The organism is Zarconia sp. (genome assembly GCF_057467645.1).
This window is the reverse complement of the sequence record NZ_JBRJXU010000080.1, coordinates 97,891-122,060: the sequence shown is the minus strand read 5'-3', so window position 1 is coordinate 122,060 and position 24,170 is coordinate 97,891. Positions and strand designations below refer to the sequence as shown.

Here is a 24,170-nt window from a genome sequence, read left to right as displayed (position 1 = left end):
CTCAAATCGCGAGGTAATCGACCGATGGATCGAATAGACGAATATCGCCAGAAAGTGTGCGAATTTCTCGAAGATTTTGCAAAAAATGATGCCAATGGTCAGCTTATATTCGATCGAGAACGCGATCGATATTTAGTCATGCACAACGAATGGCGGAACGAGTATCGCATCTACGGCTGTGCCATGCAACTCGATATTATCGACGGGCAAATTTGGATTCAGCACAACAGTACGGAAATATATATCGATCGGGAATTAATTCGTCAGGGTGTCTCGCCTAAAGATATTATTTTCGGATTTCGTTCCCCCAGCATTCGCAAACGTCTGGCTGAGGCGTTAGAGAATCAGTATTGATTTTATAAGTATTTGAATGAGAGTCATTTGATATACTTAGTCACAAACAAAGTATATAAATATTAGATAACTATTATATTTTTTTTGTAACTAATTTCTGTAGGCTTGCGAGTCTCTACTGAAATATATTTTCCTTGATAATTCAATATTTTTAAAATTATTCTGATAAGCAGATCGTAATACTTATTGAAAAATTCTATTTTTTCCGCTGAGTTCATACTCGGAATTTCTCCTTGGTGAAAAAGCCGATTACGAACTGGTTCTCTCAAATCCTGCTTTATCATTTTAGCGGGTATAAATCTAAGCTGTTTATTGAGTAATACAAGCTTTCCTTCAATATTTTTGTCCTTAATATCTTTAATGCTTAGTTTATCTTTAATCCTTAGTTCATTTTCATGAATTAAATATTTTGTCAACAAGTACTCATAAGCCATAATCATTGTTGCTAATTTGATGTCGATGTACTTTGTCTGATTTATTTCCGACAAATAGTGTAAAAAATTATTTATTTCTATTTTGTTTTTCCAGTCTTTGTAGTTTGAGTAACAGGGATTAAAGGCTGTTAAGATTCCTGCTTCAATATTGAAGTTGTCAATAATGTATTTGCGATGAAAAGAACTTTTGGCAGTATTTTCTATCGAGTATTTAATGATTTCACCATTAGCAAAGTACTCAACAATCGGTACCAAGGTTAGATTAACGTTAAGAAAACTCAAGAACCAACTTATCGAGATGATTTCTTCTTCAACAGATTGAATACTTAAATCTTGATTTAATGGAATACTGGCTTCTGAAAGAATTGCGTTATCTATCCTTCCAATATCAATCAGTTCAACAACCTGCTTGCTATTTTCAAGCATTTTAAAAGAAATTATTTTGTTATTAATATCAAGTTTAAATTCGCGATTGGAACGAACTCCAATAAAATCAAAGTTACTAAAGTAAGCTTTTACTAAAGTTGGAGTTATTGTTAATTCTGGTGTTCGCTCTATTTCTATTGAATTTGGCAGACAAAATAAAACCAGTTTTTTATTATTTTCAGAATTTGCTCTTACAAAATCAAATTCTATATTAGACTTAAGTGTTTTTTTAGTTACTTTAATATCAGTACATTTCAAATACCAAACACCATCATTTGATTTTCCACAGAAAAAATTAGGCCATTGATTTTTTGGAAAAAGATGTGAAAAATCATCACAATTGTCTGTGCTTAGGACAAATATTATATTTCCACAAATATCTACACATAACTCCTAACAATATTTTGTACAACCAAGGAAACCTTCTCCATGTTGATATGGAATTCGTGAGTACTTATAAATATCACCTAATCTATGTTCAAAATAACTTTTTCCTAGCATAACAATTTTTCGATTGAAGACGCTCTCTTTGTTGCTTCTGATTTTTTCTAATAGGGGAAATAATTATCCTCTTAATCAATTTTAACGCAGAAGAAAATTTGTATCGAGTAAATACTTAGTCATTACTCGTAAATACTGCCCCGATCGAACGCTTCATTCGGGAGGCTCAAACCCGTTTTTGGCAATTGCTCGATCCACACTTGCAAATCTTGCACTCGTTCTGTCGGAGTTGCGTTTTTCCAAAATTGTGAATCGATCGCAACCTGTTTTGTTTGGTATTTCACAAACGTAATAAACTCAGCGATTCTCTTAAGTTGACTTTCGTTCAGTCGATCGATTTCTTGCTTTAAGATATCTCGAAGCATTAGCTAGTACCTACCGATTGCAAATATCTTAATAATAAAGCAGTAACTCATGGCTTTAAGATCGCCGTTAGCAGTTTTGGATGTGTTCTGCAATCTCATCCGATCGCATATCGAATCTAATTCTCTAATTCAGCCGCCTGCATTAACGCCGCACCCGCACCAAAGTTATCGTAAGGAGTCGGCAAATCGTAAGTCTTGAAGGGTTCGAGTGGAGAAATATCCTCTGCGGCTTCTAGCTCTTGAGCTAAAATCCGAATCAACTTAATTTTCTCTAAGATAGAGAGCTGACGAACAGATGGAAGAACTTCAGACAACGTCATACGATCGCGCCTCCCAACGTTGAGTTCACCTTTTAAGCTTAAGCCATCAGAGCAAAACCGATCTAGGGTTGTTCGATGTCGATCTGGGTAGATCGCCCTTTCTCCTAGCTCTCTATAATAAAACCAACCCAAATCCCTCTCGATTCAGCATGACGATTGCTCCAGACCTCAAACTCGGTTTACCATCAACCGAAGACCTCCCCTGCTCTGACGATACCCCAGTGGATAACGAAGACCAGAACTTACTGCCGAATCTGTTACTACTCATCCTCGCCAGTATTTGGTCCGATCGCATGGATTGGTATTTTGGAGTCGATATGGCGGTGTATCACACCACTGGCATCAGTCCCAAAGTTCCGGTGGTTCCCGATGGGTTTTTGAGTTTGGGAGTCGAACGCAAAAAGGGAGGCAAATCTCGCCGCAGCTATGCCGTCTGGGAAGAAAACGAGATCGTGCCGATTCTGGCATTGGAGATGGTGTCTCACAAACCCGGTGGGGAATACGACGACAAGATGGCAATTTATGCCAGGTTGGGGGTGTTGTATTACATTATCTATAACCCCGAGTTTTGGCGGCGAGACAGACAGCAGCCATTTGAGGTATACAAGCTCATCGACGGGGAGTACCAGCAGCAAATTGGCGAACCCTATTGGATGCCGGAAGTGGGATTGGGAATGGGACGTTCTCGACAAATTGTGGGGGGTATCGATCGGGAAGTCTTAGCTTGGTACGATGAAAGACACAATGTGTATCCCCTACCAGAGACGGCGATGCACCAGATGCGGGAACAGTTGAGGGTAGAACGAGAACAAGCTGAGGCACAACAACGACAGGCTCAGGTGGAACGGCAACGAGCAGATTCCGAACGAGAACGAGCCGAACGTTTAGCCGAGTATTTGCGATCGCAAGGCATCGATCCCGATAACCTACCGGAATAACTCGATCGATACCATCGATGCAATAGCCCTAAAACCAACTGACTCACACGATTCGGGGGGATGCTCTTTCCGTCTCTTCTAAATTCGATCGCGGTATAGGATGGGTAAAAGTGGAAAGATCGAACTATTACGATAGAATTGCTCAGATTTACGATCGAACCCGTTGGTTGACAGAATCCGTTGCGGAAGAGGTCGCCGATGTGATTCTCGAACGGGTGAATGCCACACCGGAAACGACTTTTTTAGAACCGGGTGTGGGTACGGGGTTAAACGTTCTACCTTTGGTGAAACGCGGCTATGCCGTCACGGGAATTGATATTTCTCAACCCATGCTCGATCGATTTCGCCAAAAACTATCCGCTGTTCCTGCCCATCTCAAACTGATTTGTGGGGATGCCTCGAAACTCCCTTTTGACGATGACAGTTTTGACGTCGTACTCACGGTACATATGGTTCATACCGTTGCCGATTGGCAAGTGTTTCTCGATGAAATCGATCGGGTTCTCAAACCCAATGGATTTTATCTCAACGCGCAATGGATTACACTACCCGCCCGACGAGAATTCGAGGGACATTTTCGGAATATTTTATCGAAGTACAATGTCTCTCGCACATCCCAACGAGTTGAAAATGCGATCGCCAAAATTGATGTAGATGAATATTTTCAGCAAAAAGGTTATCGATCGAACTATACCATTGCCAAAGAATGGATGGTTACGAATCCGGTTGCAGAACTACTCGATTTTTTGCGATTGCGGGCTTATGGACTGTGTTGGCAAGTATCCGATGAAAGATTCAAGAATGTTATCGATGAGTTTGAAGTATTTTGCACCCAGCATTACGAATCGTTGAATACTCCATTATCCTCTCTAGCCAAGTTTGAAATTTGGACGTATACAGCTTCTATTTAAATCGCGTTCGATTAGGATATTCTATTTAAAGAATTATTAAAAAATTTAAAACTTGTCTTTTTAAAAAATCAAAAGCTATACTTGAAGTAAGTTTGCGAAAATACACTCACTCTAAAATCTGTTTGAACCCCTTGACATTCATTTGATTCTTCTTGTAAAGCTCGATTACAACAACCACGATGAATAATCCAAATATTATTGCTTCAGATGTAATGTCATCACAAGATAATGTAGCAGCGTCACTTGCAGAACAGAAAATTCCTTTAAGGTATAGTGTCACTGAGCTTTTTTTGATTTCCTGCTGTGTGGTTTTAGGTGCTGCTTCAGTGCTATTCATTGAGCGCGAGGAAATTGTTGTTTCTGCGATCGCTCTTATTATTATTTTGACGTTACTCATCACATTAAATCGCCGCTTTTTAGAAAATCACAAACGTTTTTCTAAAGAGCAAGACAATCAAAAGAAAGCAGGACTTTATAGTTGCTTATTTGGGGATGCGATCGCCGATGAGTCGATTAACGTCATGCGCAGTCGAGCCATTCAGTATTCTCAAGAGCTGATTGATGACTACAAAGCAACCCGTCGAAACTCCCGAAACGTCTACTATATCTTCCAAATTTCAACGATTATTCTCTCGGGAGTCACCCCCATCTTAGTTTTGCTCGATAAAGTGGACATTAGCGTGTCGTGGATTAAGTGGTTACCCGTGATTTTCCCGGCGATCGCTTCGATTGTCACGAGCTTAGCGACATCTTTCCCCTTTCAAGAAAACTGGATGACGGCAAATACCGTTGTCGAGTTACTAGAAGCAGAACAGGAAAAGTTCATCCTGGGAGTCACGCCTGCCTATCGATTTTTCGATCTACCCGATAAGAACGAACGGAAGCGCAAGGTGCAAGAATCCGTTGAAGGCTTTATTACTCAAGTCAATAAAATTCACCTCAAGCAAGTTCAAACAACATCAGAACCTGAAGTTGTCGCTTCCAAGAATTCTGCTGCAGACAGTGCAACCGCTTAGTCTCGAGTGAGTTAAATTGCCAATCCCGATTGCAAGTACCGTCGCAGCATTGGCGAGATCGGATGCTTCAATTGGTACCCGTTGGCAGCCCATCGAGCGTACTCCTGGATTTATGCCGCTCGATGGGGAAAGAAATGGCGATCGCCGATCGCTCTAAATCATTGGAGTTTAGACAAATTTCACGGCTCGAACCATCAAACCTTTATCCGGACGAGATTTGAGAGTTGAAAAATCGGGGGTCTGCGCGAAAACCCAAAAAGTTGAGTGCATCAGGGTTATCGTCTTCTCAATCGAAATTTTGTCTAAACTCTAGTACCTGAATGAAAACCGCGATAACTGATGACACGCCCTAGATTGATTTTTTGGGCAGATTTGTCAACCCTCAGATTTTTAGTAAATTTACGGAATGTATTGGGGTAGGGAAAGAGAAATTTCTGTATCCCTTTGGACGAAAACTGGGAAGTTTAAGGGAACTTCATTAAAAAGCGATCGAACTATATTGATTCTTGATATTTTGGACTTCTTGTTCGAAGTAGATACAGACGGAACTGAAGTCGAGGCGAGAGTAATCTTGGGTGATTTTGCTATTTCTTCACACTCAGCTTATTTATATATTTTTTTTCAAAACTTGATTAAAATTTTATAGAAACCAGTCTTCGCTTGTGTGAATAATAATTCTCAGAGCCGACCGACAAAGCCCCTTTAAACTCCATCCTATATCTGGCATTCGAGACATCTTAGCATTAGAGACCACATGTTTCACCTCTAAGTTAAGCAGTTTAGGGTAAACAGCCGAAAGCTTAACTGGCATGATTCACAATTTTTAGATCGAGGCTCGATCGAACCCTTGACAGTCAATTAATTGGGGCGTTTAAAAGTCTTTCCCGACTGGGATTTCGATCGAACTTGCCTATCTGCTGAGATAGAAGGGTTTTGAATGTTTAGTAACGGTTTTCATGCTGAGTGCCGGTTAAATAGTATTTTTTTTCATTCTCAAAGCCCGACCGAGCAAACTCGTAATTTACCCGAAAAACAGTTTGTTTGCGTGAGCTTGGCTCGCGATCGCAATTTTAGCGTTGGATGAATAATCCAAACTAGAAGATATGCCTCAATAGGCACCGTATCGCACATAAAAAATTAAGTCTTTTAGGGGTCTAACTTTCGGGATTTTTGTACTTCTTAAATCGCAAATATTTGAACGAACTCACCAATAATTTTGTGAATATTGGGTGGGTCAATCGACAAGTTTTGCGGCTTCGAGACACATTATTTCAAGAGAGAATCACGATGAATGTTAACCTTTCCGGGACCATTCTTTGGACCGATAGCCAGGGAAATCTGCATCCAGTCCGTCGAGGGACTATTGAGGTCTGGGATAATGATTTGTTTTTGGCAGGCGGTAACGGTCTGCTCCAAACCATCTCAACGGATGTTAATGGATTTTATTCAACGACTTTCAACAATGACGACGGTCTATCTCAAGGAAACCGAGATGTTGTCTTACGAGTTTTTGCAGATAGTGAATTTCACTTTGTGGCACGAGAAGCTGGTGAAGACATCGTCTTCAGTAGTCAGGTTTTAGCGGAAATTCCTGATGGCGATAATTCTTTAAATATCACGATTCCTAATAGTACCGAGATCGGACACGCTTTCTCTGTTGGTGATGCGCTTTATACTGCGGGAACCGCTGCCACCCTCTTGCGAGGAACTCCTCCAAAATTAAAAGCTGAGTTTCCGGTCAGCGGTAATTCATCGTTTTTTAGTCCTTCTGATGAATCGATCGGTATGTTGTCAGACGATCGATGGGATTGGGATGTCATCCACCACGAGTACGCTCACTATTTAGCTCATTTGGATGACTTGGATCGAAGTCCTGGAGGAGATCATTCTTTTGGAGTCAGCAATATCCCGACTGTCGGCAAACTTGACGGGGTCCGATTGGCATGGGGAGAGGGTCTCGCTACCTATGTGGGAACTGCAATTCAGCAAATTGCAAACGGTATTAGCACTCTACCCAATGTTCCAGGAGTCGGCGATACATCCTATACAGATACGCTTGATGCCTCATTTACGATCGACCTCGAAACTAATGAGGGTTCAGAGAATGCAGGAGAAGGCGATGAAGCCTCAGTCCTGCGAATTTTATGGGACATTGCAGATGATGTCCAAGATACTTTCAGCAATGGGTTGAAAGATGTTATTTCGTTAGGCCACCAGGGCTTATACAACATTCTCAATAACCAGATTGCCGATCTCGATCGACTCGATGACGTTTGGGATTACTTTTTTAATAATTCCAACGATGAAACTCGCACCCAATACGGAGCCATTTTTGAAGAGTACAGCGTCTCTCCATCGCCAGTCTCTTCGACAGACTTAATTGGGCAAACGTTTAACTCCGGAGATGCTATTCCCACCTTCGAGTGGAATGCAGGCAACAATAATGCGAACGATGAGTTTCAAATCATTGTCTTTAACGAAGACTTTTCCACTCGTGAATTGGTGGTGAATGACATCAATGATGTGACACAGTGGACACCGACTCAAGACCAATGGAATCAGATCCTCGACACTCCTGGAGAATATCACTTTGTCATTGGAGGGAGCGATACGAATGGGTTTGCGACGGGTTCGTATTGGAGTGGTGCTTACAATTTCTTTGTCGGTCAGGCACCTCCCTCTTCGACTCCAACCCCTGGAAACGATACTCTAATGGGTACCCCCGGAAATGATTCAATTCGCGCACTCGCAGGAGACGACATTGTTGAGGGTCTTGGCGGTAACGATCGACTCTATGGTAATGCTGGAAACGATCGACTTTTAGGAGGTCCAGATAATGATATTCTCGAAGGTGGTTTTGGAGAAGACACTCTCGAAGGCGAGGATGGAAACGATACCCTAAATGGTGGTTTCGGAGAAGACACTCTCGAAGGCGGCGATGGAAACGATTTACTTAAAGGCAATCGTGGCAATGATTTTCTTAATGGTAATGCCGGTGACGACTTTCTCCGTGGTAATGCTGGTGACGATCAATTAATAGGCTCAAATGGAAGTGACACTCTCTATGGAAATGATGGAAAAGATACTCTTGAAGGGGGCGATGATGACGACTTTCTCTATGGCAGTATTTATAACGAATTAGGTTTTTATGGTAGCAATCGTGACAACGATGTTCTTAATGGCAATGCCGGTAACGATTTTCTCCGTGGTAATGCCGGTGACGATAAACTCATAGGTGGTCTTGGACGCGACACTCTAAATGGGGATTTTGGACAAGATACCCTTGAAGGCGGTGATGATGATGATCTCCTCAGAGGCGGTCGTGACAACGATCTGCTTTTTGGGGATGCCGGAGGTGACACTCTAAATGGCGGTTTCGGAGAAGACACCCTCGAAGGCGGCGATGACGACGATTTACTCAGAGGCGGTCCTCAAAATGACCTGCTTATTGGGGACGCCGGAGACGATCGCTTAGCCGGTCAGCGGGATGACGATACGCTCCTGGGCGGAGAAGGCAACGACTGGCTTCGGGGAGGACAAGGCAACGACTCAATTTCTGGGGGTTCCGGACGCGATACGTTTGTCTTTGCCCCGAACCACGGAACGGACACGATCGCAGACTTTACCGTTGGGGAAGACTTCATTAGTTTGAAGGAGGGTTTAACCATTGCGGACGTATCGGTCACAACGGTAGATGGCAACACCCAGATTACTTTGGGCAGTGGAACTCTCGCGATTTTGCCAGACCAGATCCTGTCTCGTTCCGACATCGAGTTCGTCTGAGTTTAACGATTCAGGACTTACGCAAACGTCAGTTCGGGATAAAAAGTATCGGGTGAGGGTGGGGTGTCGGGTGTCGGGTGTCGGGTGTGGGGAAGAGAGTTTCCGGTAACCCCTTATACTTATAGTCCCTCAGACCGAGTTGGGGGAGAGGTTCTTCTCCCCATAACTCCCATCCACATCACCTTGCTCGACTTTCAAACATCCTTAACCATTGGTGAAAGGTTAAGGCTATATTCACTTTGTCAACCTTCCAATAAGTTGTCGCCAACCCGGCCCTTGGGGGGTCTCCCCCCAATCCCCCCGTTGGGGGACGAACGCCTCCCCCTGCGCCCCCTGCGTAAAAGAGTGAAGTCGCGAGGAATCATGGATTTAATGGAGGTCGAAGAGTTGCACTTGACATTTGACAAAATTGCTTAACCTGTCACCAATGATCCTTAACCCGTACTGACGTTACGCAAATATAGCTGACCGCATCGCAGTTAGAACCGAGATTCAGATTGAGTCTGCAAAAATCTTGTAGGGGTAAACTGCCGTTTACCCTTACGAAACTTGCTTCGAGTATGAAATCTCGACAGAACCGAATAGATTTCGCGGATTTCGCACTCACGACGACAAATCCCGATGGGTGAAGGGTTTGGCATCCTTCCCAGCGTAAGTGGCTGCGATGTGACCGTCTCCAACCACCTTATACTTGTACGTCACCAGCCCTTCCAATCCCACCGGACCGCGAGGGGGCATTTTCTGGGTGCTGATGCCCACTTCCGCCCCGAAGCCGTACCGGAAGCCATCGGAAAAGCGGGTGGAACAGTTGTGAAATACCCCGGCCGCATCCACCTGGGCGAGAAAGGTTTCGGCAGCGGCGGCATCTTCAGTGACGATCGCATCGGTATGGCGAGACCCGTAGGTACTGATATGGTCGATCGCCGCTTCGAGAGAATCCACCACTTTAATCGACAGCATCAAATCGTTGTATTCAGTCGACCAATCTTCTTCCGTGGCGGGGGCAACATCTACCACTTCCCGCGTCATTTCGTCGCCGCACAGTTGCACGTTTTCCGCAGCCAGGGCCGCCGTCACTCGGGGCAGAAAGTCAGCAGCGATCGCCCGATGCACCAGTAGCGTCTCCGTGGCATTGCACGCGGCCGGATACTGAATCTTGGCATCGACGACGATATCGGTGGCTTTCTCGAAGTCAGCGGCCGCATCGACGTAAACGTGGCAGATACCATCGGCATGTCCGAGGACGGGAATGCGGGTGTTTTCCTGAACGAAGCGAACGAAGGAATTAGAGCCCCGAGGAATAATTAAATCCACGTATTCATCGAGTTTGAGCAATTCGAGGATTTCTTCGCGGGTGGTGAGAAGTTGCACCGCATCAGGATAAATTTCGGTGTTAGCCAAACCTTGGTGAATCGCTTTGACGATCGCCTTACAGGATTCGATCGCCTCTTTTCCCCCTTTGAGAATCACCCCGTTTCCCGATTTGATTGCCAAACTCGAAATTTGAATCACCGCATCGGGTCGGGCCTCGAAAATCACCCCCAGAACCCCCAGGGGACAGGCGACCCGTTTGAGAACTAATCCCCGATCGAGTTCGCGATCGATTTGCACCGCACCCACCGGATCGTCTAATTTACCCACATCTCGCACGCCGGCGATCGCCCCTTTGAGTTTGGTTTCGTCGAGCTTCAGGCGATTGTAGAGGGGTTTTGCGATTCCTTCGGCGAGCGATCGTTCGCAGTCTGCCTCATTTGCCGCTAAAATTTCCGGGGCGGCCGCTTCGAGTGCCAGGGCGATCGCTTCGATGGCTTCGTTCTTTGCCGGGGTGGAGAGTACCCCCAATTGGCGGGCGGCATTGCGGGTTTGGCGGGCGATCGAACTCAGAGAGGCAAGCTGGGAAACGCTCATGGATTTTAGTTTCAACAGATTTGAACTCTATATCTTATCAATTTTTGAGGAGTTGATATAGCAGTTGCCATACCGCTTAGGATGTCGGGGGAGGCTGGGGAAGCAGGGGATACTGGTGTGAAATAAGACTGTCCGTACTCTTTATGGCGACTGCTCTACAATAAGCCATCGATCGATCTTTCGATTGAAATTCTGAAATTCAAGGGACGAAATTTGCACTCAGCGATCCACTGCAAACCAGCTCGAAGCGCTAAAATCTAGTAAGCATTCAGCCGTCAGCTATCAGCGGTCAGCTTAAAACTTTAAGAGAAAACCAGAATTTCAGGAGTTTTTGTTTAGAAGAGGCTAAAGTTATAAGCTCGATCGGAATTTGAGGCTGACGACTAATACCGAAGTGCTGACAAAATCTAAACAGATTCCTAGACCCAAGACAATCGATTCTCTGTGTCGCAAAAACTTCAATTGTCACGAATACTTACCTGTTGTTTTTAACAGCCGATTGCTAATGGCTGACGGCTAAATGCTGACACCGAATCACTCTATAGATTGCTCTATAAAATTCTCTTTAAAAGCTCATGATAAACGATCGGGTGCTCGTGATTGGTGGAAGCGGACGAATTGGGAACAGCGTCGCCCGAGATTTAGCCGATCGCACCCAAGCAAAAATTACCGTTACCGGACGCAGCAATTCCCCGAAGGTTTCTCCCTATTCTTATGTGAAATTAGATTTAGCCGATCGCACGACTCTCAAAGCTACCATTGCGGAATCAAACCTCGTCGTTCACTGTGCCGGACCGTTTCTCGATCGCGATTGCCGGGTTCTAGAAACTTGCATCGAATTGGGGGTGGATTATCTCGATGTGAGCGATAGTCCGGCATTCGTTCGCAAAGCGTTAACCTATCGAGATGCGGCAAAAAAAGCCGGAGTCACGGCAATTCTCAACAGCGGAATTTTTCCGGGGATTTCTAATAGTATGGTGCGTCAGGGCATCGAACAACTCGATCGCGCCGATACCGTCCATTTAAGCTACGTGGTGGGCGGTTCTGGGGGGGCGGGGGTTACGATTATGCGAACCACCTTCCTGGGCTTGTTAGAGCCATTTCGCGCCTGGATTGACGGACGATGGCAAACCGTTCAACCTTACAGCGATCGTGAAATCATCGAGTTTCCCGAACCTTACGGAAAAGTCGGCGTCTATTGGTTTGACGTGCCCGAAATCCTCACCCTGCCCGAATCCTTTCCCGTGAAAACGGCGATCGCAAAATTCGGTTCGATTCCCGATTATTACAATCGCTTAACCTGGGGAGTTGCCCGGTTTATCCCCTCAAAAATTCTCAAAAATCCCGCCACCATTGAGTTTTTATCTCAAGCCAGCTATCGGATGACGCAAATTACCGATAAATGGACGGGAATTGGGGTTGCTATTCGCGCTAAAATTGAAGGCACTCAAGCCGGTCAACCTACGGAAGTTTGCTTAACCCTCACCCACCCAGATACGGCGGTAGCTGCCGGTGCGGGAACTGGAAGTATCGCCCAACTCATGCTCGACGGACAGTTAAATAAATCCGGCATTTTTCCCGTAGAACAAGCCCTCTCCACAGATTTATTTGAAATGGCAATGTCGAGTCGAGGAATGCACGTCACTCAACAGGTCAAGGCGATCGAATCCACGAAATAATACTAGAGATTTTTTCAATTTCTTCCAAACTCTTTCATACACTTTCACTCTTTAAAATCCTATGAAAGCTGTAAGTATCGCTTCTCTCATCCGTTTACAAAGTCTCATGGCAATGGCTGCCGTTGCCCTATTTCTGGGTAGTTGCAATCGATCGAAACCGGACGCTTCAACTCCGGAGTCCGCTGAAACTCAAGTAAGTCAATCGGCAACGACAAGTACCACAACTCAACCGACGAATTCCGAGGAGGTGGAATCGGAGTCTTCGCCAACAATAAATCCCGAAGATACAGCCGCAGAAAATACAGCCGAAAATGAAGTGGGCAATGAAGTTGAAAATCCGGCTGAAGATTTAGCAGAAAATCTCACGGTGGAAGATGATTTTAGCGAGGAAGCTGAAATCGTAGAATTGCCAGATTTTGAAGATGAACCCTCAGCAGATTTAGAAGAAGTAGAAGAAATTGAGTCGGCAATATTGGCAGAGTTGGAAGTAGAAGAAACGCAACCAGAAATCATCGAAGAATCCAGAAACCTGGAGAAAACTGTATCGCGATCGATTTCCGAAAAACCCTCTATCGATGTGGGTACATTTGACTTTCAACTGCGCGAAACTTCTTTAGAAACTGAAATTATCGATCGGGCGAGTAACAAGCGTTTGAGTACGGAGAATGCCGACGAACCTTCATCCTATTTATTTGTCGAGTTAGATCTCAAAAATAACAGCGACGAAACCATCTGGGATTCCGTCCTCTATACTCTAGAGTGTGAGGGGAGTCTTATCGAAAATGCTGCTGATGTGGCGCGAGTTTATCGTTCCAATCGCAATATTAAGATATCCTCGGAAATTCCACCGGGTGGCAAAGGGCTGGTTGCCGATGCATTTTTGGTCCCCGAATATTGCCTGAAATCGAACGATTTGAACCTTGTTGTTTCTCCAGTGGGGCAAGGGAAAGCAGTGATTCCGTTGAATTTAAATTGAAAGATGGGTGAGGGAGTTTGATAATACTGAAACAACACTCAAAGGATGTGTGGGAAAGTCGTATATCCACAACCTCATATAAACAGCAGTAGGGGTCAACAGCCGTTGACCCCTACTTTATTTTTTTGCAAGTCCCCAAAATCCCGATCGCATTTTTCATCCGAAACTCGATCGAACTCGATTTGCTGCGAGTAAAATACTCAAAGAATCGATGAGTTTATCGCTTTCATGTAAAGCCCGATCGGTTTCAGTTCCCAAGGTTTTTGCCGTGCGATCGAATTCCTCAATTAACGTCGATCGATCTTGATGTTCGATCGCCGTTGCCAATCGACTAAACGTACCCGCCAAACGGGCGATCGCTTCTCGTCTTTCTTCCGTTGCCAACATAATATCGGCGTACAACTCGGCATCTTGAGCAAAGAGTCGACTGACGAGATTCACCCCCATGCGGTAAATGGGACTCGAGAGTTCTAAACTGCGACCGATATCCACCCCTTCTTCCGCCAAAAATACCCCCAAACTATAGGTGGAAAAATGGCGCAAGGCTTGAACGGCAATCGTCATTCGATCGTGTTCTTCACCAGAGCAAAAAACTAAATCTCCCCCATCTTTTTCCATCAATTCAATTAACCATTGATAGGCTTCATCCTGCCGTCCCGGACAAATCACCACTTTCTGGGATAAAAATGATTTCACGCCGGGACCGAACATTGGGTGCAAACCTACAACCGGTCCGGAATGATGGGTCAGCATCGCCTCCACCATCGGTGCTTTGATACTGGTAATATCCGCCAAAATTGCGGTGGGAGGAAGGTATTTTGCCGTCTGTTGAATAATGTCTAACGTGCGATCGATGGGGACGCAAATCAAAGCTAAATCGATATCGGCAAGCAGGGTATCGGCACGGGACCAATCTTGTCGACCTACGGTTATCACCTGATGTCCCGCTGCTAAAAAACGAGAGCCAAAAAACTGCCCCATCATTCCTTTTCCACCGACGATCGCAATTTTTTGGGGCGGTGCTTTTAGAGTCGCTAAATCTGAGGTTGCCAGGGCTGCCGTACAGCAGGTTTCTATCTTTTCCCACATAAAACTGGGAACCCCCGCTTCGTCGAGGAGAGGTTGCAGGTGCGATCGCCCCTCATCTTTCATCTCTGTCGCGATTCCCTGGCATTTCCCCAAAATCTCGATCCGTTTTCCGAGGAGTCGAACGAGCTGTTCGTCAATTTCTTTTAAGCTCTCTTTGGCGTTAGCCGTAAAACTATCTTGACTCATTTAAAATTAACTATTTCTAGAGCGCGATCGTCTTTAAAAATAAAAAATTGAGGAAACCTCAGGACTCCTCTTGAGGCTTAACCAACCCTCCTAAAATACTCGAGACCATCGACAAGACAATCGCGCCAAAAAATGCCGCCCAAAACCCAGCGACCTCGAAACCCGCAGGAGAAAAATATCCCACCAAAGAAAAGACGATCGCATTCACCACCAGCAAAAATAGACCCAAACTGAGAATGGTAAAAGGTAGCGTTAAAACCACGAGAATCGGTCGGACGATCGCGTTCATCAATCCCATGACGATCGCGGCAACGGCGGCCACGCTAAAACTACTAATCGTCAGGCCGGGAACGATTTTCGCCGTAATCACAAGAGAAACTGCTGCCACCAACCAAGTTAATAAAAAATTCCACATCGATTTAAAACGGGTTTGCTCGAATATTAACGATATTATAAAGCGCGATTTTCTCGATCGAGCGGTTCCCCGTCTACAGTAATCTATAGATTGGTACTCCCAAAAATCGCGATCTATGCTAATACCGCCACTTTTTGCCTGGATATTGACCTCGCTCCTATGGTTGTGGCCGGGCAGTGTTTCTCCCCTCGCCCAAGCTGTTCTCTATCCACCGCCACTCTCCTACACCTATGCCGAACTCATGGGGCGAGATTTTTCCGGTCAAGTGCTGCGTTCTGCGGAGTTTTCCGGCTGCAACCTGATGCACGCCAACTTTTCTGAGTCGGACTTGCAGGGTGTGGTTTTCAGTACCTCTCGCATGGAAAACGCCGACCTGCATGGGGCCAATTTAACCAATGCTTTTGTCGATCAAGCCACCCTCGATGGGGTAAACTTAACCGACGCCATTCTCGTCGATGCGATTTTACTCGGATCGACCCTCAATAATACCGAGATTGCCGGGGCCGACTTCACCGATGCCCTCCTCGATGGTGCTCAAGTGCGGCAATTGTGCGCCCATGCTACCGGGGTAAATCCTGAAACTGGAGTCTCCACCCGCGATTCTTTATTCTGCCCGTGATGGGAAACACGGGAGCTGGGGGAAACACGAGAGCTGGGGAAGATATGGGAACTGGGGAAGATATGGGAACTGGGGAAGACACGGGAGCTAGGGGAGACACGGGAGCAAGATGCTCCCACTGTAAAATCTCCCGAGAGCCTCCGAAGCCCCCGAAGCCTCCGAAGCCTCCAAAGCCTCCAAAGCCTCCAAAGCCTCCAAATCTCCCGAAGCCCCCAACACCCCGACACCGTTACCCCCGTACCGACCGTGAACACATCTACCTCCGATCGCAATTCAACCCAACAACGCCCCACCCAAACCATCAACCGCGTCGGCATTATTGGCGGCGGACAGTTGGCTTGGATGATGTGTCCCCCAGCTCAGAAGCTGGGTCTCAATGCGATCGTTCAAACCCCCAGCCAGAGCGATCCGGCCGCCACCACCGCCACAGATACCGTCCTGGCTGCGGTTGACGATGCCACCGCTACGGCACAACTAGCCGGGCATTGCGATGTTATTACCTTTGAGAACGAATTTGTCGATCTCGAAGCCCTGTCGGAACTGGCACGGCAGGGGGTGTGTTTCCGTCCCGCCCTCGAATCCCTCGCCCCCTTACTCGATAAGTACCACCAGCGCAGCTTCCTGGAAGATTTGGGAGTTCCCGTACCGAAGTTTTTTACTCTCATGCCGAACAAACCCCTTCCCGAGTTGCAATTTCCCGTCGTGATGAAAGCGCGCCGCCACGGTTACGATGGGCGCGGAACGGCGATTTTACAAGATTGGGATAGCTTGAAAACCACATGGCAAGACTGGCTCAAAGCCAATTGGGAGAAATCGAAACAACCCTCGTTACTGCTCGAAGAATTTATCCCCTTCGAGCGCGAGTTGGCCGCGATCGCGGCGCGGAACGCATCGGGGGAAATCGCCATTTATCCGATTGTCGAGACGCAGCAGGAAAATCAAGTCTGTCGGCGGGTGTTGGTGCCGGCGGACGTGTCACCCGCAGTCGTCGAACAAAGCGAAACCATTGCCCGGACGATTTTAGATAAGTTACAAGTGGTGGGACTGTTTGCGATCGAGCTATTTCTGACCCGCGATGGCAAGGTGTTGGCCAACGAAATCGCACCGCGCACCCACAATTCCGGTCATTTCTCCATCGATGCTTGCGAAACCTCCCAATTCGAGCAGCATCTACGGGCAGTTTGCGATCGCCCTTTAGGAAGTACGGCCATGACCTGCCCTGGAGCCGTGATGGTGAATTTACTCGGATATGAAGATTCAGAGTGCGACTACATCGAAAAACGGCAGCAACTGGCACAAATTCCCAATGCCAAAGTGTATTGGTACGGCAAAACTGCATCACGTCCGGGGCGCAAACTTGGACACATCACGGTATTATTAGAGGGAGATAAAACGGATTTACGCGCGTTGGGGATGGAAACGGCAAAGGCGATCGAATCCGTTTGGTATCCAAACAATCGCCAGATTTAGTACGCGGAGTAGATTGTAGCGAGTAAATCCGAAAAATTTTGGAGACTTTGGGGAAAGAAGTCGCCAACTCTATTGCAGTGGATATAAATGAGAGTCGAGGTAGGTTCATTGGCTCGAACAATTCATTGAGAAGGTTCAAACCCCGAGCGGGTCAGTTGTTTGAGTTGTCAGTCCTCTGCCGATTCTTGAAGCTCAGGTTGTCAGATTGGACGCTTCAAACCGTTTAATTTGTCTGAACTTCGATCTCCCCAATGCTCGCGCGACCAGGAATTCTCCATATTCTACCGAACGTGGTATTGAAGGGAGTTGCTCGTTCGGCTCTCATGCCGAAGTGCCCAGTGCTTATGGCTTGATGGCTGAAGTTCGATCGGCAACGGCAAAAACTTGATGTTGCCCAGTTCTCTCATTTCCCAAATCTAGAGGTTCATCTTTCTAAAAGTGACTCTAAGTTTGAGAATTGCTAGCTCTAACGAGCTTAGATTTGAGTGTTTTTGATTGGAGTGTTTGTGAGTGAGATTAGCACAAACAATTGAACAACAATTGTCCGATTTTTTTTGATACTATCTATGCGTATTTAGCAATTTAAACTCGATTAAATTCATCAAATTATGTGGTTTTACACAACCCAAGAATGTTCGATTTATAAACAATAAGTATTTCCACTCTTAACCCGAGACTGATATTAATCCGCATAAATACAGAGACTCTTTATCGTCGACAAAACGTTCTATCTCTAGCTTTTATGAATCCTTCAATGTCTATTGACTCCATTAAATTATCAGCTCTGAACCGAGACGATCGACCTCTGGTCACCCTTGCCCCTGGCGGTTCTAAACGACCTTTTTTCCTGGTTCACGATGCTTTGGGAAAAACCGATCTCTACGGAGATTTAGCTCGTTATCTTGGAGCCGAACGGCCGGTTTATGGATTGCGGCCCCACCGAAAAAACGAATTTTCAGTCCTCTACCCTCGCATGGTAGATTCGATCGCCGAATACTGTAACGCGATTCAGGCAGTCCAACCCATTGGTCCTTATCTCATTGGAGGCTCGGGCTTCGGCGGTGCTCTGGCCGTGGAAATCGGTCAAGAGCTATACGCTCGGGGACATTGGGTGGCAATGGTGGCCCTGTTCGACTCTCTCAATCACCACGCCGTCCAACTCGCAACTCCTGGGAAAAACCCCCTCCCATCTCATCAGACGATCGAGTCATCTCCTTCCCCTTCCGCAGAAAGACCCACCCACCTTCAATCCCAAAGCCGCACCCCCTGGGTAAAATTCATCGAGCAGATGTGGAATCGATGGCAAGTGGGTCTCTATCGATCTTACCTGGAGCGCAACCGACCCCTGCCCGAGTATCTGCACCACCTTTCCATCTCCACCATTTTGAACGTGGCGTGGCAAGAATATCGATCGCAGGTGTTTCACGGCAGCATCCTCCTCTTTCGAGCCAAACAAGGGGTTGGCTTCGATCGACCCGCACGGGAGCGAACGGAAGACCCCTTACTCGGCTGGGAACAGTCCGCCACTCTGGGTATCGAGTTGCACGATATCCCTGGCGGTCACGTGAGTATGCTGCAAGAACCCAACGTTCGAATTTTAGTGCGGAAACTTCAAGCGAGCCTGACGTCGGCACTTCCCGACGAATTTACATCGTCCAAAAGGGGATAACAAACGAGTGTGGCGTCTCTCTCAGGGCTGAAGTTCGGATAGAATGGCTTGCACTTGACTGAGAATTTGACGGAGTTCCCCGAAGCGCTCCGATAAACCCGTCAAACGGTTTTCCTTAGCCCGATCGTTCATCTCGGTGGAGATCGCCATCATTCCCGGAATGCCCACATTACCACTGGCGCCTTTGAGTTGATGGGCGATACGGCAGAACGTTTGGGCGTCGTTCTCGGCTAAAGAGCACTCCATCTGTTCGAGATATTCCCAAGCCGATTCGATAAATGCTTCGAGTAGCTCCACTTCAAATTCTCGATCGTCTCCAGACACCAGATGCAGTCGCTCCCAGTCCACGACACCCATAATCGATGGTGCTTCCTCCGATGGTGCTTTCCCAATATCTACATCTTCGATCGAGGACTTCTCGGAAATCTCCTCTGGCCGGTCCTCAGATGCTTCGGTGCTTGGGGTCGAATCTTCAACCACGGCAGATTCCTCGCGGCGACTCGCTTGAAGCCATTGCTCTAAAACCGCTCCCAACCGCTCGACGGAGACGGGTTTTGCCAAATAATCATCCATCCCGGCCTCCAGACATTTTTCCCGATCGCCAGCCATCGCATAAGCCGTCAGTCCGATGACCACGGTATGCTCCCCAAGGCTTTTCTCTCGCTCTCGCAGGGCGAGTGTGGCTTGATAGCCGTCGAGGACGGGCATCTGACAATCCATCAGCACGATATCCACGTCCGACTCGACGAGGCGATCGAGGGCTTCTTGACCGTTCTGGACGCAATCGCTTTCGTATCCGAGCAGTTTGAGCTGGTTGAGGACGACTTTTTGATTGATGCGGGTGTCTTCAACCACGAGGACGGTTCCTTTTGCTGGGGATGTGTTCTCTGTGTTCTCAATTAGCCCCACAGGGGAGGGGGTCATTTCCGCAGGGGGCGCTCGATCGATGGCGTCAACGGTTTGCCGATCGAGGGCTTTGAGCAAAGCAGCCAAGAGGCGGGATTCTTCGATGGGTTTGATCAGGTAATCCACAAACTCGCGACCCAGAAGCGATCGGGCGCGATGACTTTCTTTGAGATCGGTGACGAGCAGGAGTTGGAGACCGGTAACGGTCGGTTCGAGGCGAATGAGCTGCCCCAAGGCTTCCCCATCCATTTTCGGCATCCCCAAATCCACCAGAGCCATATCAAAGGCATCTTCGGTGCGAGCGGCCTCTCGCAACATCTCAATCGCTTCGATCCCATCGGTGGCTTCCTCCACCACCATCCCCCAAGCTGTGGCGCGATAGCGAACGATTTGACGGGTGGTGGCATTATCGTCTACCACCAATAGGCGACGCCCTTGGAGCTTGCTCGATCGAACCGGAACCGCATTCGTATATCGAATGGCTTCGATCGGCTCTGACGGTCGCGGTCGAGCGGTTTGAAAACGAGCGGTAAATGCAAAGGTCGAACCCTCGCCTGGGGCGCTTTTGACAGCAATCTCTCCTCCCATCAGTTGAACTAACTGCTGACAGATCGCCAAGCCCAAACCCGTTCCCCCATATTGGCGGGTACTCGAAGAATCTCCTTGAGTAAAGGCTTGAAACAACTCTTGCTGCTTCTCTTGGGAAATGCCGATGCCCGTATCTCGAATGGCAAAGTTCAGGGAAATTTCTGCCGCTTCCTGGTGCCAGTCTGCATCAGTATCGACGACCTCCAATGGTGGAACCAAGGCGACCTCGACCACCACTTCGCCGGATTGGGTGAACTTGAGGGCATTCCCCACCAAATGAATCAGGACTTGACGCAGGCGACTCGGATCGCCAACCAGGGAGTGGGGCACGTCATCGGCCACTTGCAAGACCAACTCCAATCCTCGACTGTGAGCGGGCAGGGCAAAAATATCGGCAATATCTTCCAAACAGCGATCGAGAACGAATTCGATCGCGTCGAGTTGCATTTGACCCGCTTCGAGTTTGGAGAAGGTCAAAATATCGTCGAGGACTCGCAGTAAATGTTCGCCGCTGGTTTTGAGGGCTCGAGTAAATTCAAGCTGTCCGGGGTCGAGATCGGTGGCCAGGAGTAACTCCGTCATCCCCAACACGCCGTTCATGGGGGTGCGAATTTCGTGGCTCATGTTCGCTAAAAACTCGGACTTGACGCGAGCGGTTTCGATGGCGGCTTCCCGCGCCTCCACCAATTCGTTAATGGGATCGATGGCAATGGCAACCCCACCAATTTCGCCCCCGTTCGCATACCAGGGATGGAGGGCCCAGCGCAGGTAAATTTTCCGACCGTCGCTGCGTTCCCAGCAATCTTCCGGGCAAGAGAGGGCTTCTCCCATCAGGGCCTGTTGGTGGGCAACTTTCCAAGTATCGGGTAAATCCGGCACGTCCTCGTAATAGCGATCGCCGATCGAGACGCGATCGCCGAGTTCGTGTTCGAGAAGCCACCGCTCGCTGTAGGCGAGATACCGCATCTGAGTATCGAACATGGCAATCGCCACCGGTGCGTGGGTGATAATTTGCTGCAATTGGCGACGTTCGGTTTCCATTTGCGCTTCGTAGCGTTTGCGCTCGGTAATATCCCGGACGATGGCGAGTACTTCATCTTCTCCGCTGATGGTCAGTCGCGCTTCGAAATCGTGCAGTGCCGGCTTCGATTCTTCCCCAGAACCGGGAACTTCGAGCTGGTACTCGAAAATTTGCACTCTTCGGGTTTCCCGCGCCCGTTTGGCATAGTACATGATCCGATCGGCAATGGGAACGGGTAACACTTCCTTTAAATGTTTGCCCAGAAGACCGCTGGTGGAAAGGAGCAATTGCCCTCGCTGTTCGGGAGACATTTGCACGTCCAAATACATTCCATCTCGACGCACGCGAAACATCAGATCGGGAATGGCTTCGAGGAGTGCCTGGTTTTTCTCTTCGCTTTTCTGGAGTTCTTCGGCCCGATGCTCGAGATAAGTCACCATGTTGCGAACTTGGGCCGTCATGCTGTTGAAGGCACCGGCCAACTGGGCGAATTCGTCTTCTCCTTCCACCGTTAGGGTTCGATCGAGGTCTCCGGCGGCAATCTCCCCCGTCAAGGTCACCATGCGCTTGAGAGTTCGAGTGATGGAACGGCTGACGAATAAAGCCAGCAAAACCCCTCCACCCGCCGAACACAAAGCCACCCACAAACCTCGCTGGCGGACGATCGCCATTTTTTGCTCTAGCGGGTCGGTCGATAAACCGATGCTGATGGCACCGATGGTTTGAGTTCCCACTCGCATGGCTTTGCCTGCCACTAATCGATCGTCGTACCACAGAAAAACCGTCTCGGTGTTTTCGAGCAAAGCTTCTCCCAAAGGATCGGAAACCAAACTGTAGGTGGGAACGACGCGATCGGTATCGACGATCGCCTGTCCTTGGGCATCGTAAATCGTTCCGGACACGACAACATCTTGGTCCCCGAGTTGGGCGAACAGGTGAGATAACACCTTGATCTCTAACAGATAGAGGGCATCGGCTGAGGTGGCCGAGACTAAATCTAGTATCGATTCGGCTCGATCTTGCAGTTCGCGGCGAAAATTTTGCCGTTCGCGACGTAAAGACAGCCAAGTCACGCCACCCACGGCAACCACCACCGAAAGGGTTATCGTCACGGTCAGTTTGGCGGCGATCGACCATCGCTTCCAACTCAGATGTCGCATCCTATTCATGGGTTCTGAACGATTTTAGATAACTCGCGCACCTGTTCGAGGGGATCGCTTTGACCGGGAACCCGATCGAACTGAGAGGTTTCGCCAAACTGCCTCAAAATAGACCGACCCGTTGGAGTTTCTTCCATGCTAACGAGAACGTCAGAAATTGCGGCTTGAAGTTGTTCGGCCATATTGGGTTCAAATAATACGACGTGCCGGGGGACGGTTTCGGTTTCGGCGATCGCTGTGAGTTGAGTCCGAGTGGCCTCGGGAATGTCTTCAAAATTGGGCGCATCGATGGCACCGGCAGCCACTTTCCCACTAATCGTCCATTGGATGGTATTTTCATCTTCTCGGGTGAAAATATATCCGATGCGATCGGGGGGAACGGTGGCTTCGGCGTTGTCAATTTCGATGGCTTTAAATCCAGATTTCAAGATATGTCCCAGGGGGAGAAGATACCCGGAGGTGGAAAATTCTTCATCAAATCCGATGGCGCGACCTTGTAAATCACTCAAGGAGGTGAATCCGCTGTCGGCACGGGCAAAAATTACGGTATTGTATTGGGCGATCCCATCTTTCCAACGTCGGAGAGTGGGTTGCGCTCCCGATCGCTCGCTGACGATCGACGCGGGATAGGGGCTATCGATGTAAATATCCACTGCCCCGGTTTCTAGCCACTCGGCCATCGTTTCCATATCCGGCGCAATTTTCACTTCTCCCCCATTAATGCCAAATGCTTCTAACTCGCCGGCGACGTAATCGGCAAAGGGTTGAGTTTCGGCAATCGCCTCTACGGGTTCGTCGGAGATATCGCCGATAACGATCGCATTGGTGACTGATGGTTCTGGAGGGGGAGTGGAGGTTGGTTCTTCGGCGCAGGCGGTGCCCAAAGCCAATAGTGCAGCCACCAAGACAGTTCGGGGGAACATTTGACGTAGCATGGTACTCTCAGGAGACGATTTCCAAGTTCGCCAAGGGCGATCGGTCAGTACGCAGGGAAAGTTGGGAGCGATCGAGGGTTTGTTTGGACCCTCCCTTTCGATCCCAAGTTCGATCCGATCGTAGTCTAACTCAGTCCAAAAATGACGTATCCCTTCGAAAGTCAAATGTCCCGTGCTTGAGATATCCGGTGGCCGCTCCACTTCAAGTTTTCGCCAAGGTCTTAACGGCTTGAGGGAAAACATCGGGCAATTTTCAGCCATCAGCGAGGGACCCCCTCGATCGAGTCCCAGATCTATAGCAACCGCGCCTTCCAATTAGGACATCGTGAGGGTGAGCTGGGGAAGCTGGGGAAGCGGGGGGAGCTGGGGGAGAAAGACCCCGAAGAAAATGCAGGAGTGTCCTAACTGGAGTGGCGACGGCTATAGCCGTCGCCCGACCCATTCGTGGGACTTTGACAAAAATCGGCAGGATTGGGGTCAAGTTTCTGGGTCGAGGAAAAG

Annotated in this window: 19 protein-coding genes; 11 read left to right on the top strand and 8 right to left on the bottom strand. The window is 47.9% G+C overall.

Going from position 1 to position 24,170, the window contains the following annotated elements:
* The first annotated feature begins 24 nt into the window (after positions 1–24).
* Positions 25–354 (top strand): XisI protein, encoded by a 330-nt coding sequence (locus AC2215_RS12290; RefSeq protein WP_486810294.1) that lies wholly within the window; start codon positions 25–27, stop codon positions 352–354.
* Positions 355–416: 62 nt separating this feature from the next.
* On the opposite strand, the gene AC2215_RS12285 is transcribed toward AC2215_RS12290, so the two are convergent.
* The 3 genes from AC2215_RS12285 to AC2215_RS12275 form a co-directional block, all read right to left on the bottom strand.
* The gene (locus AC2215_RS12285; protein ID WP_486810293.1) at positions 417–1,472 is read right to left on the bottom strand and encodes a hypothetical protein; all 1,056 of its coding nucleotides are present in this window, start codon (positions 1,470–1,472) and stop codon (positions 417–419) included.
* A gap of 365 nt (positions 1,473–1,837) precedes the next feature.
* Positions 1,838–2,080, bottom strand: a complete 243-nt coding sequence (locus AC2215_RS12280; protein WP_486810292.1) for a hypothetical protein — start codon at positions 2,078–2,080, stop codon at positions 1,838–1,840.
* A 116-nt stretch (positions 2,081–2,196) separates the two neighbouring features.
* Positions 2,197–2,400 carry a hypothetical protein gene (locus AC2215_RS12275; RefSeq protein ID WP_486810291.1) on the bottom strand — a complete coding sequence of 68 codons (204 nt, stop codon included), beginning with the start codon at positions 2,398–2,400 and terminating at the stop codon, positions 2,197–2,199.
* Between the two features lie 149 nt (positions 2,401–2,549).
* Here AC2215_RS12275 and AC2215_RS12270 point away from each other — a divergent pair, with 149 nt between their 5' ends.
* The 5 genes from AC2215_RS12270 (at position 2,550) to AC2215_RS12250 (ending at position 9,048) form a co-directional block, all read left to right on the top strand.
* Positions 2,550–3,338 (top strand): Uma2 family endonuclease, encoded by a 789-nt coding sequence (locus AC2215_RS12270; RefSeq protein ID WP_486810290.1) that lies wholly within the window; start codon positions 2,550–2,552, stop codon positions 3,336–3,338.
* 110 nt (positions 3,339–3,448) lie between these two features.
* Positions 3,449–4,249, top strand: a complete 801-nt coding sequence (locus AC2215_RS12265; protein WP_486810289.1) for a class I SAM-dependent methyltransferase — start codon at positions 3,449–3,451, stop codon at positions 4,247–4,249.
* 179 nt (positions 4,250–4,428) lie between these two features.
* Positions 4,429–5,265 (top strand): DUF4231 domain-containing protein, encoded by an 837-nt coding sequence (locus tag AC2215_RS12260; RefSeq protein ID WP_486810288.1) that lies wholly within the window; start codon positions 4,429–4,431, stop codon positions 5,263–5,265.
* Positions 5,266–5,281: 16 nt separating this feature from the next.
* The gene (locus AC2215_RS12255; RefSeq protein WP_486810287.1) at positions 5,282–5,422 is read left to right on the top strand and encodes a hypothetical protein; all 141 of its coding nucleotides are present in this window, start codon (positions 5,282–5,284) and stop codon (positions 5,420–5,422) included.
* Positions 5,423–6,552: 1,130 nt separating this feature from the next.
* Positions 6,553–9,048, top strand: coding sequence for a calcium-binding protein (locus tag AC2215_RS12250; protein WP_486810286.1), 2,496 nt, complete (start codon positions 6,553–6,555; stop codon positions 9,046–9,048).
* A 603-nt stretch (positions 9,049–9,651) separates the two neighbouring features.
* Here the strand turns inward: AC2215_RS12250 and AC2215_RS12245 are convergent.
* Complete coding sequence (locus tag AC2215_RS12245) at positions 9,652–10,956, bottom strand: glutamate-5-semialdehyde dehydrogenase (protein WP_486810285.1); 1,305 nt, start codon at positions 10,954–10,956, stop codon at positions 9,652–9,654.
* A gap of 575 nt (positions 10,957–11,531) precedes the next feature.
* Between AC2215_RS12245 and AC2215_RS12240 the strand changes: the two genes are divergently transcribed.
* On the top strand, positions 11,532–12,635 hold the full coding sequence (locus tag AC2215_RS12240) for a saccharopine dehydrogenase family protein (RefSeq protein WP_486810284.1): 1,104 nt from the start codon (positions 11,532–11,534) through the stop codon (positions 12,633–12,635).
* 61 nt (positions 12,636–12,696) lie between these two features.
* Positions 12,697–13,611 carry a hypothetical protein gene (locus AC2215_RS12235; protein ID WP_486810283.1) on the top strand — a complete coding sequence of 305 codons (915 nt, stop codon included), beginning with the start codon at positions 12,697–12,699 and terminating at the stop codon, positions 13,609–13,611.
* Between the two features lie 156 nt (positions 13,612–13,767).
* On the opposite strand, the gene tyrA is transcribed toward AC2215_RS12235, so the two are convergent.
* Entirely contained in the window at positions 13,768–14,886 is a 1,119-nt protein-coding gene (gene tyrA, locus AC2215_RS12230; protein WP_486810282.1) for a bifunctional chorismate mutase/prephenate dehydrogenase, read from the bottom strand.
* 58 nt (positions 14,887–14,944) lie between these two features.
* Complete coding sequence (locus tag AC2215_RS12225) at positions 14,945–15,301, bottom strand: phage holin family protein (protein ID WP_486810281.1); 357 nt, start codon at positions 15,299–15,301, stop codon at positions 14,945–14,947.
* A 145-nt stretch (positions 15,302–15,446) separates the two neighbouring features.
* On the opposite strand from AC2215_RS12225, the gene AC2215_RS12220 reads away from it, so the two are divergent.
* From AC2215_RS12220 to AC2215_RS12210, 3 genes are all read left to right on the top strand, one after another.
* Positions 15,447–15,920 (top strand): pentapeptide repeat-containing protein, encoded by a 474-nt coding sequence (locus AC2215_RS12220; RefSeq protein WP_486810280.1) that lies wholly within the window; start codon positions 15,447–15,449, stop codon positions 15,918–15,920.
* Positions 15,921–16,166: 246 nt separating this feature from the next.
* Positions 16,167–17,390, top strand: coding sequence for a 5-(carboxyamino)imidazole ribonucleotide synthase (locus AC2215_RS12215; protein ID WP_486810279.1), 1,224 nt, complete (start codon positions 16,167–16,169; stop codon positions 17,388–17,390).
* Between the two features lie 754 nt (positions 17,391–18,144).
* Entirely contained in the window at positions 18,145–19,059 is a 915-nt protein-coding gene (locus AC2215_RS12210; RefSeq protein WP_486810278.1) for a thioesterase domain-containing protein, read from the top strand.
* A 21-nt stretch (positions 19,060–19,080) separates the two neighbouring features.
* Here AC2215_RS12210 and AC2215_RS12205 read toward each other — a convergent pair whose 3' ends face one another.
* Both AC2215_RS12205 and AC2215_RS12200 read right to left on the bottom strand, forming a co-directional pair.
* Positions 19,081–22,743, bottom strand: coding sequence for a hybrid sensor histidine kinase/response regulator (locus AC2215_RS12205; protein ID WP_486810277.1), 3,663 nt, complete (start codon positions 22,741–22,743; stop codon positions 19,081–19,083).
* Entirely contained in the window at positions 22,740–23,669 is a 930-nt protein-coding gene (locus tag AC2215_RS12200) for a phosphate/phosphite/phosphonate ABC transporter substrate-binding protein (RefSeq protein WP_486810276.1), read from the bottom strand. The genes AC2215_RS12205 and AC2215_RS12200 overlap by 4 nt, the downstream gene beginning before the upstream one ends.
* Positions 23,670–24,170: the final 501 nt, after the last annotated feature.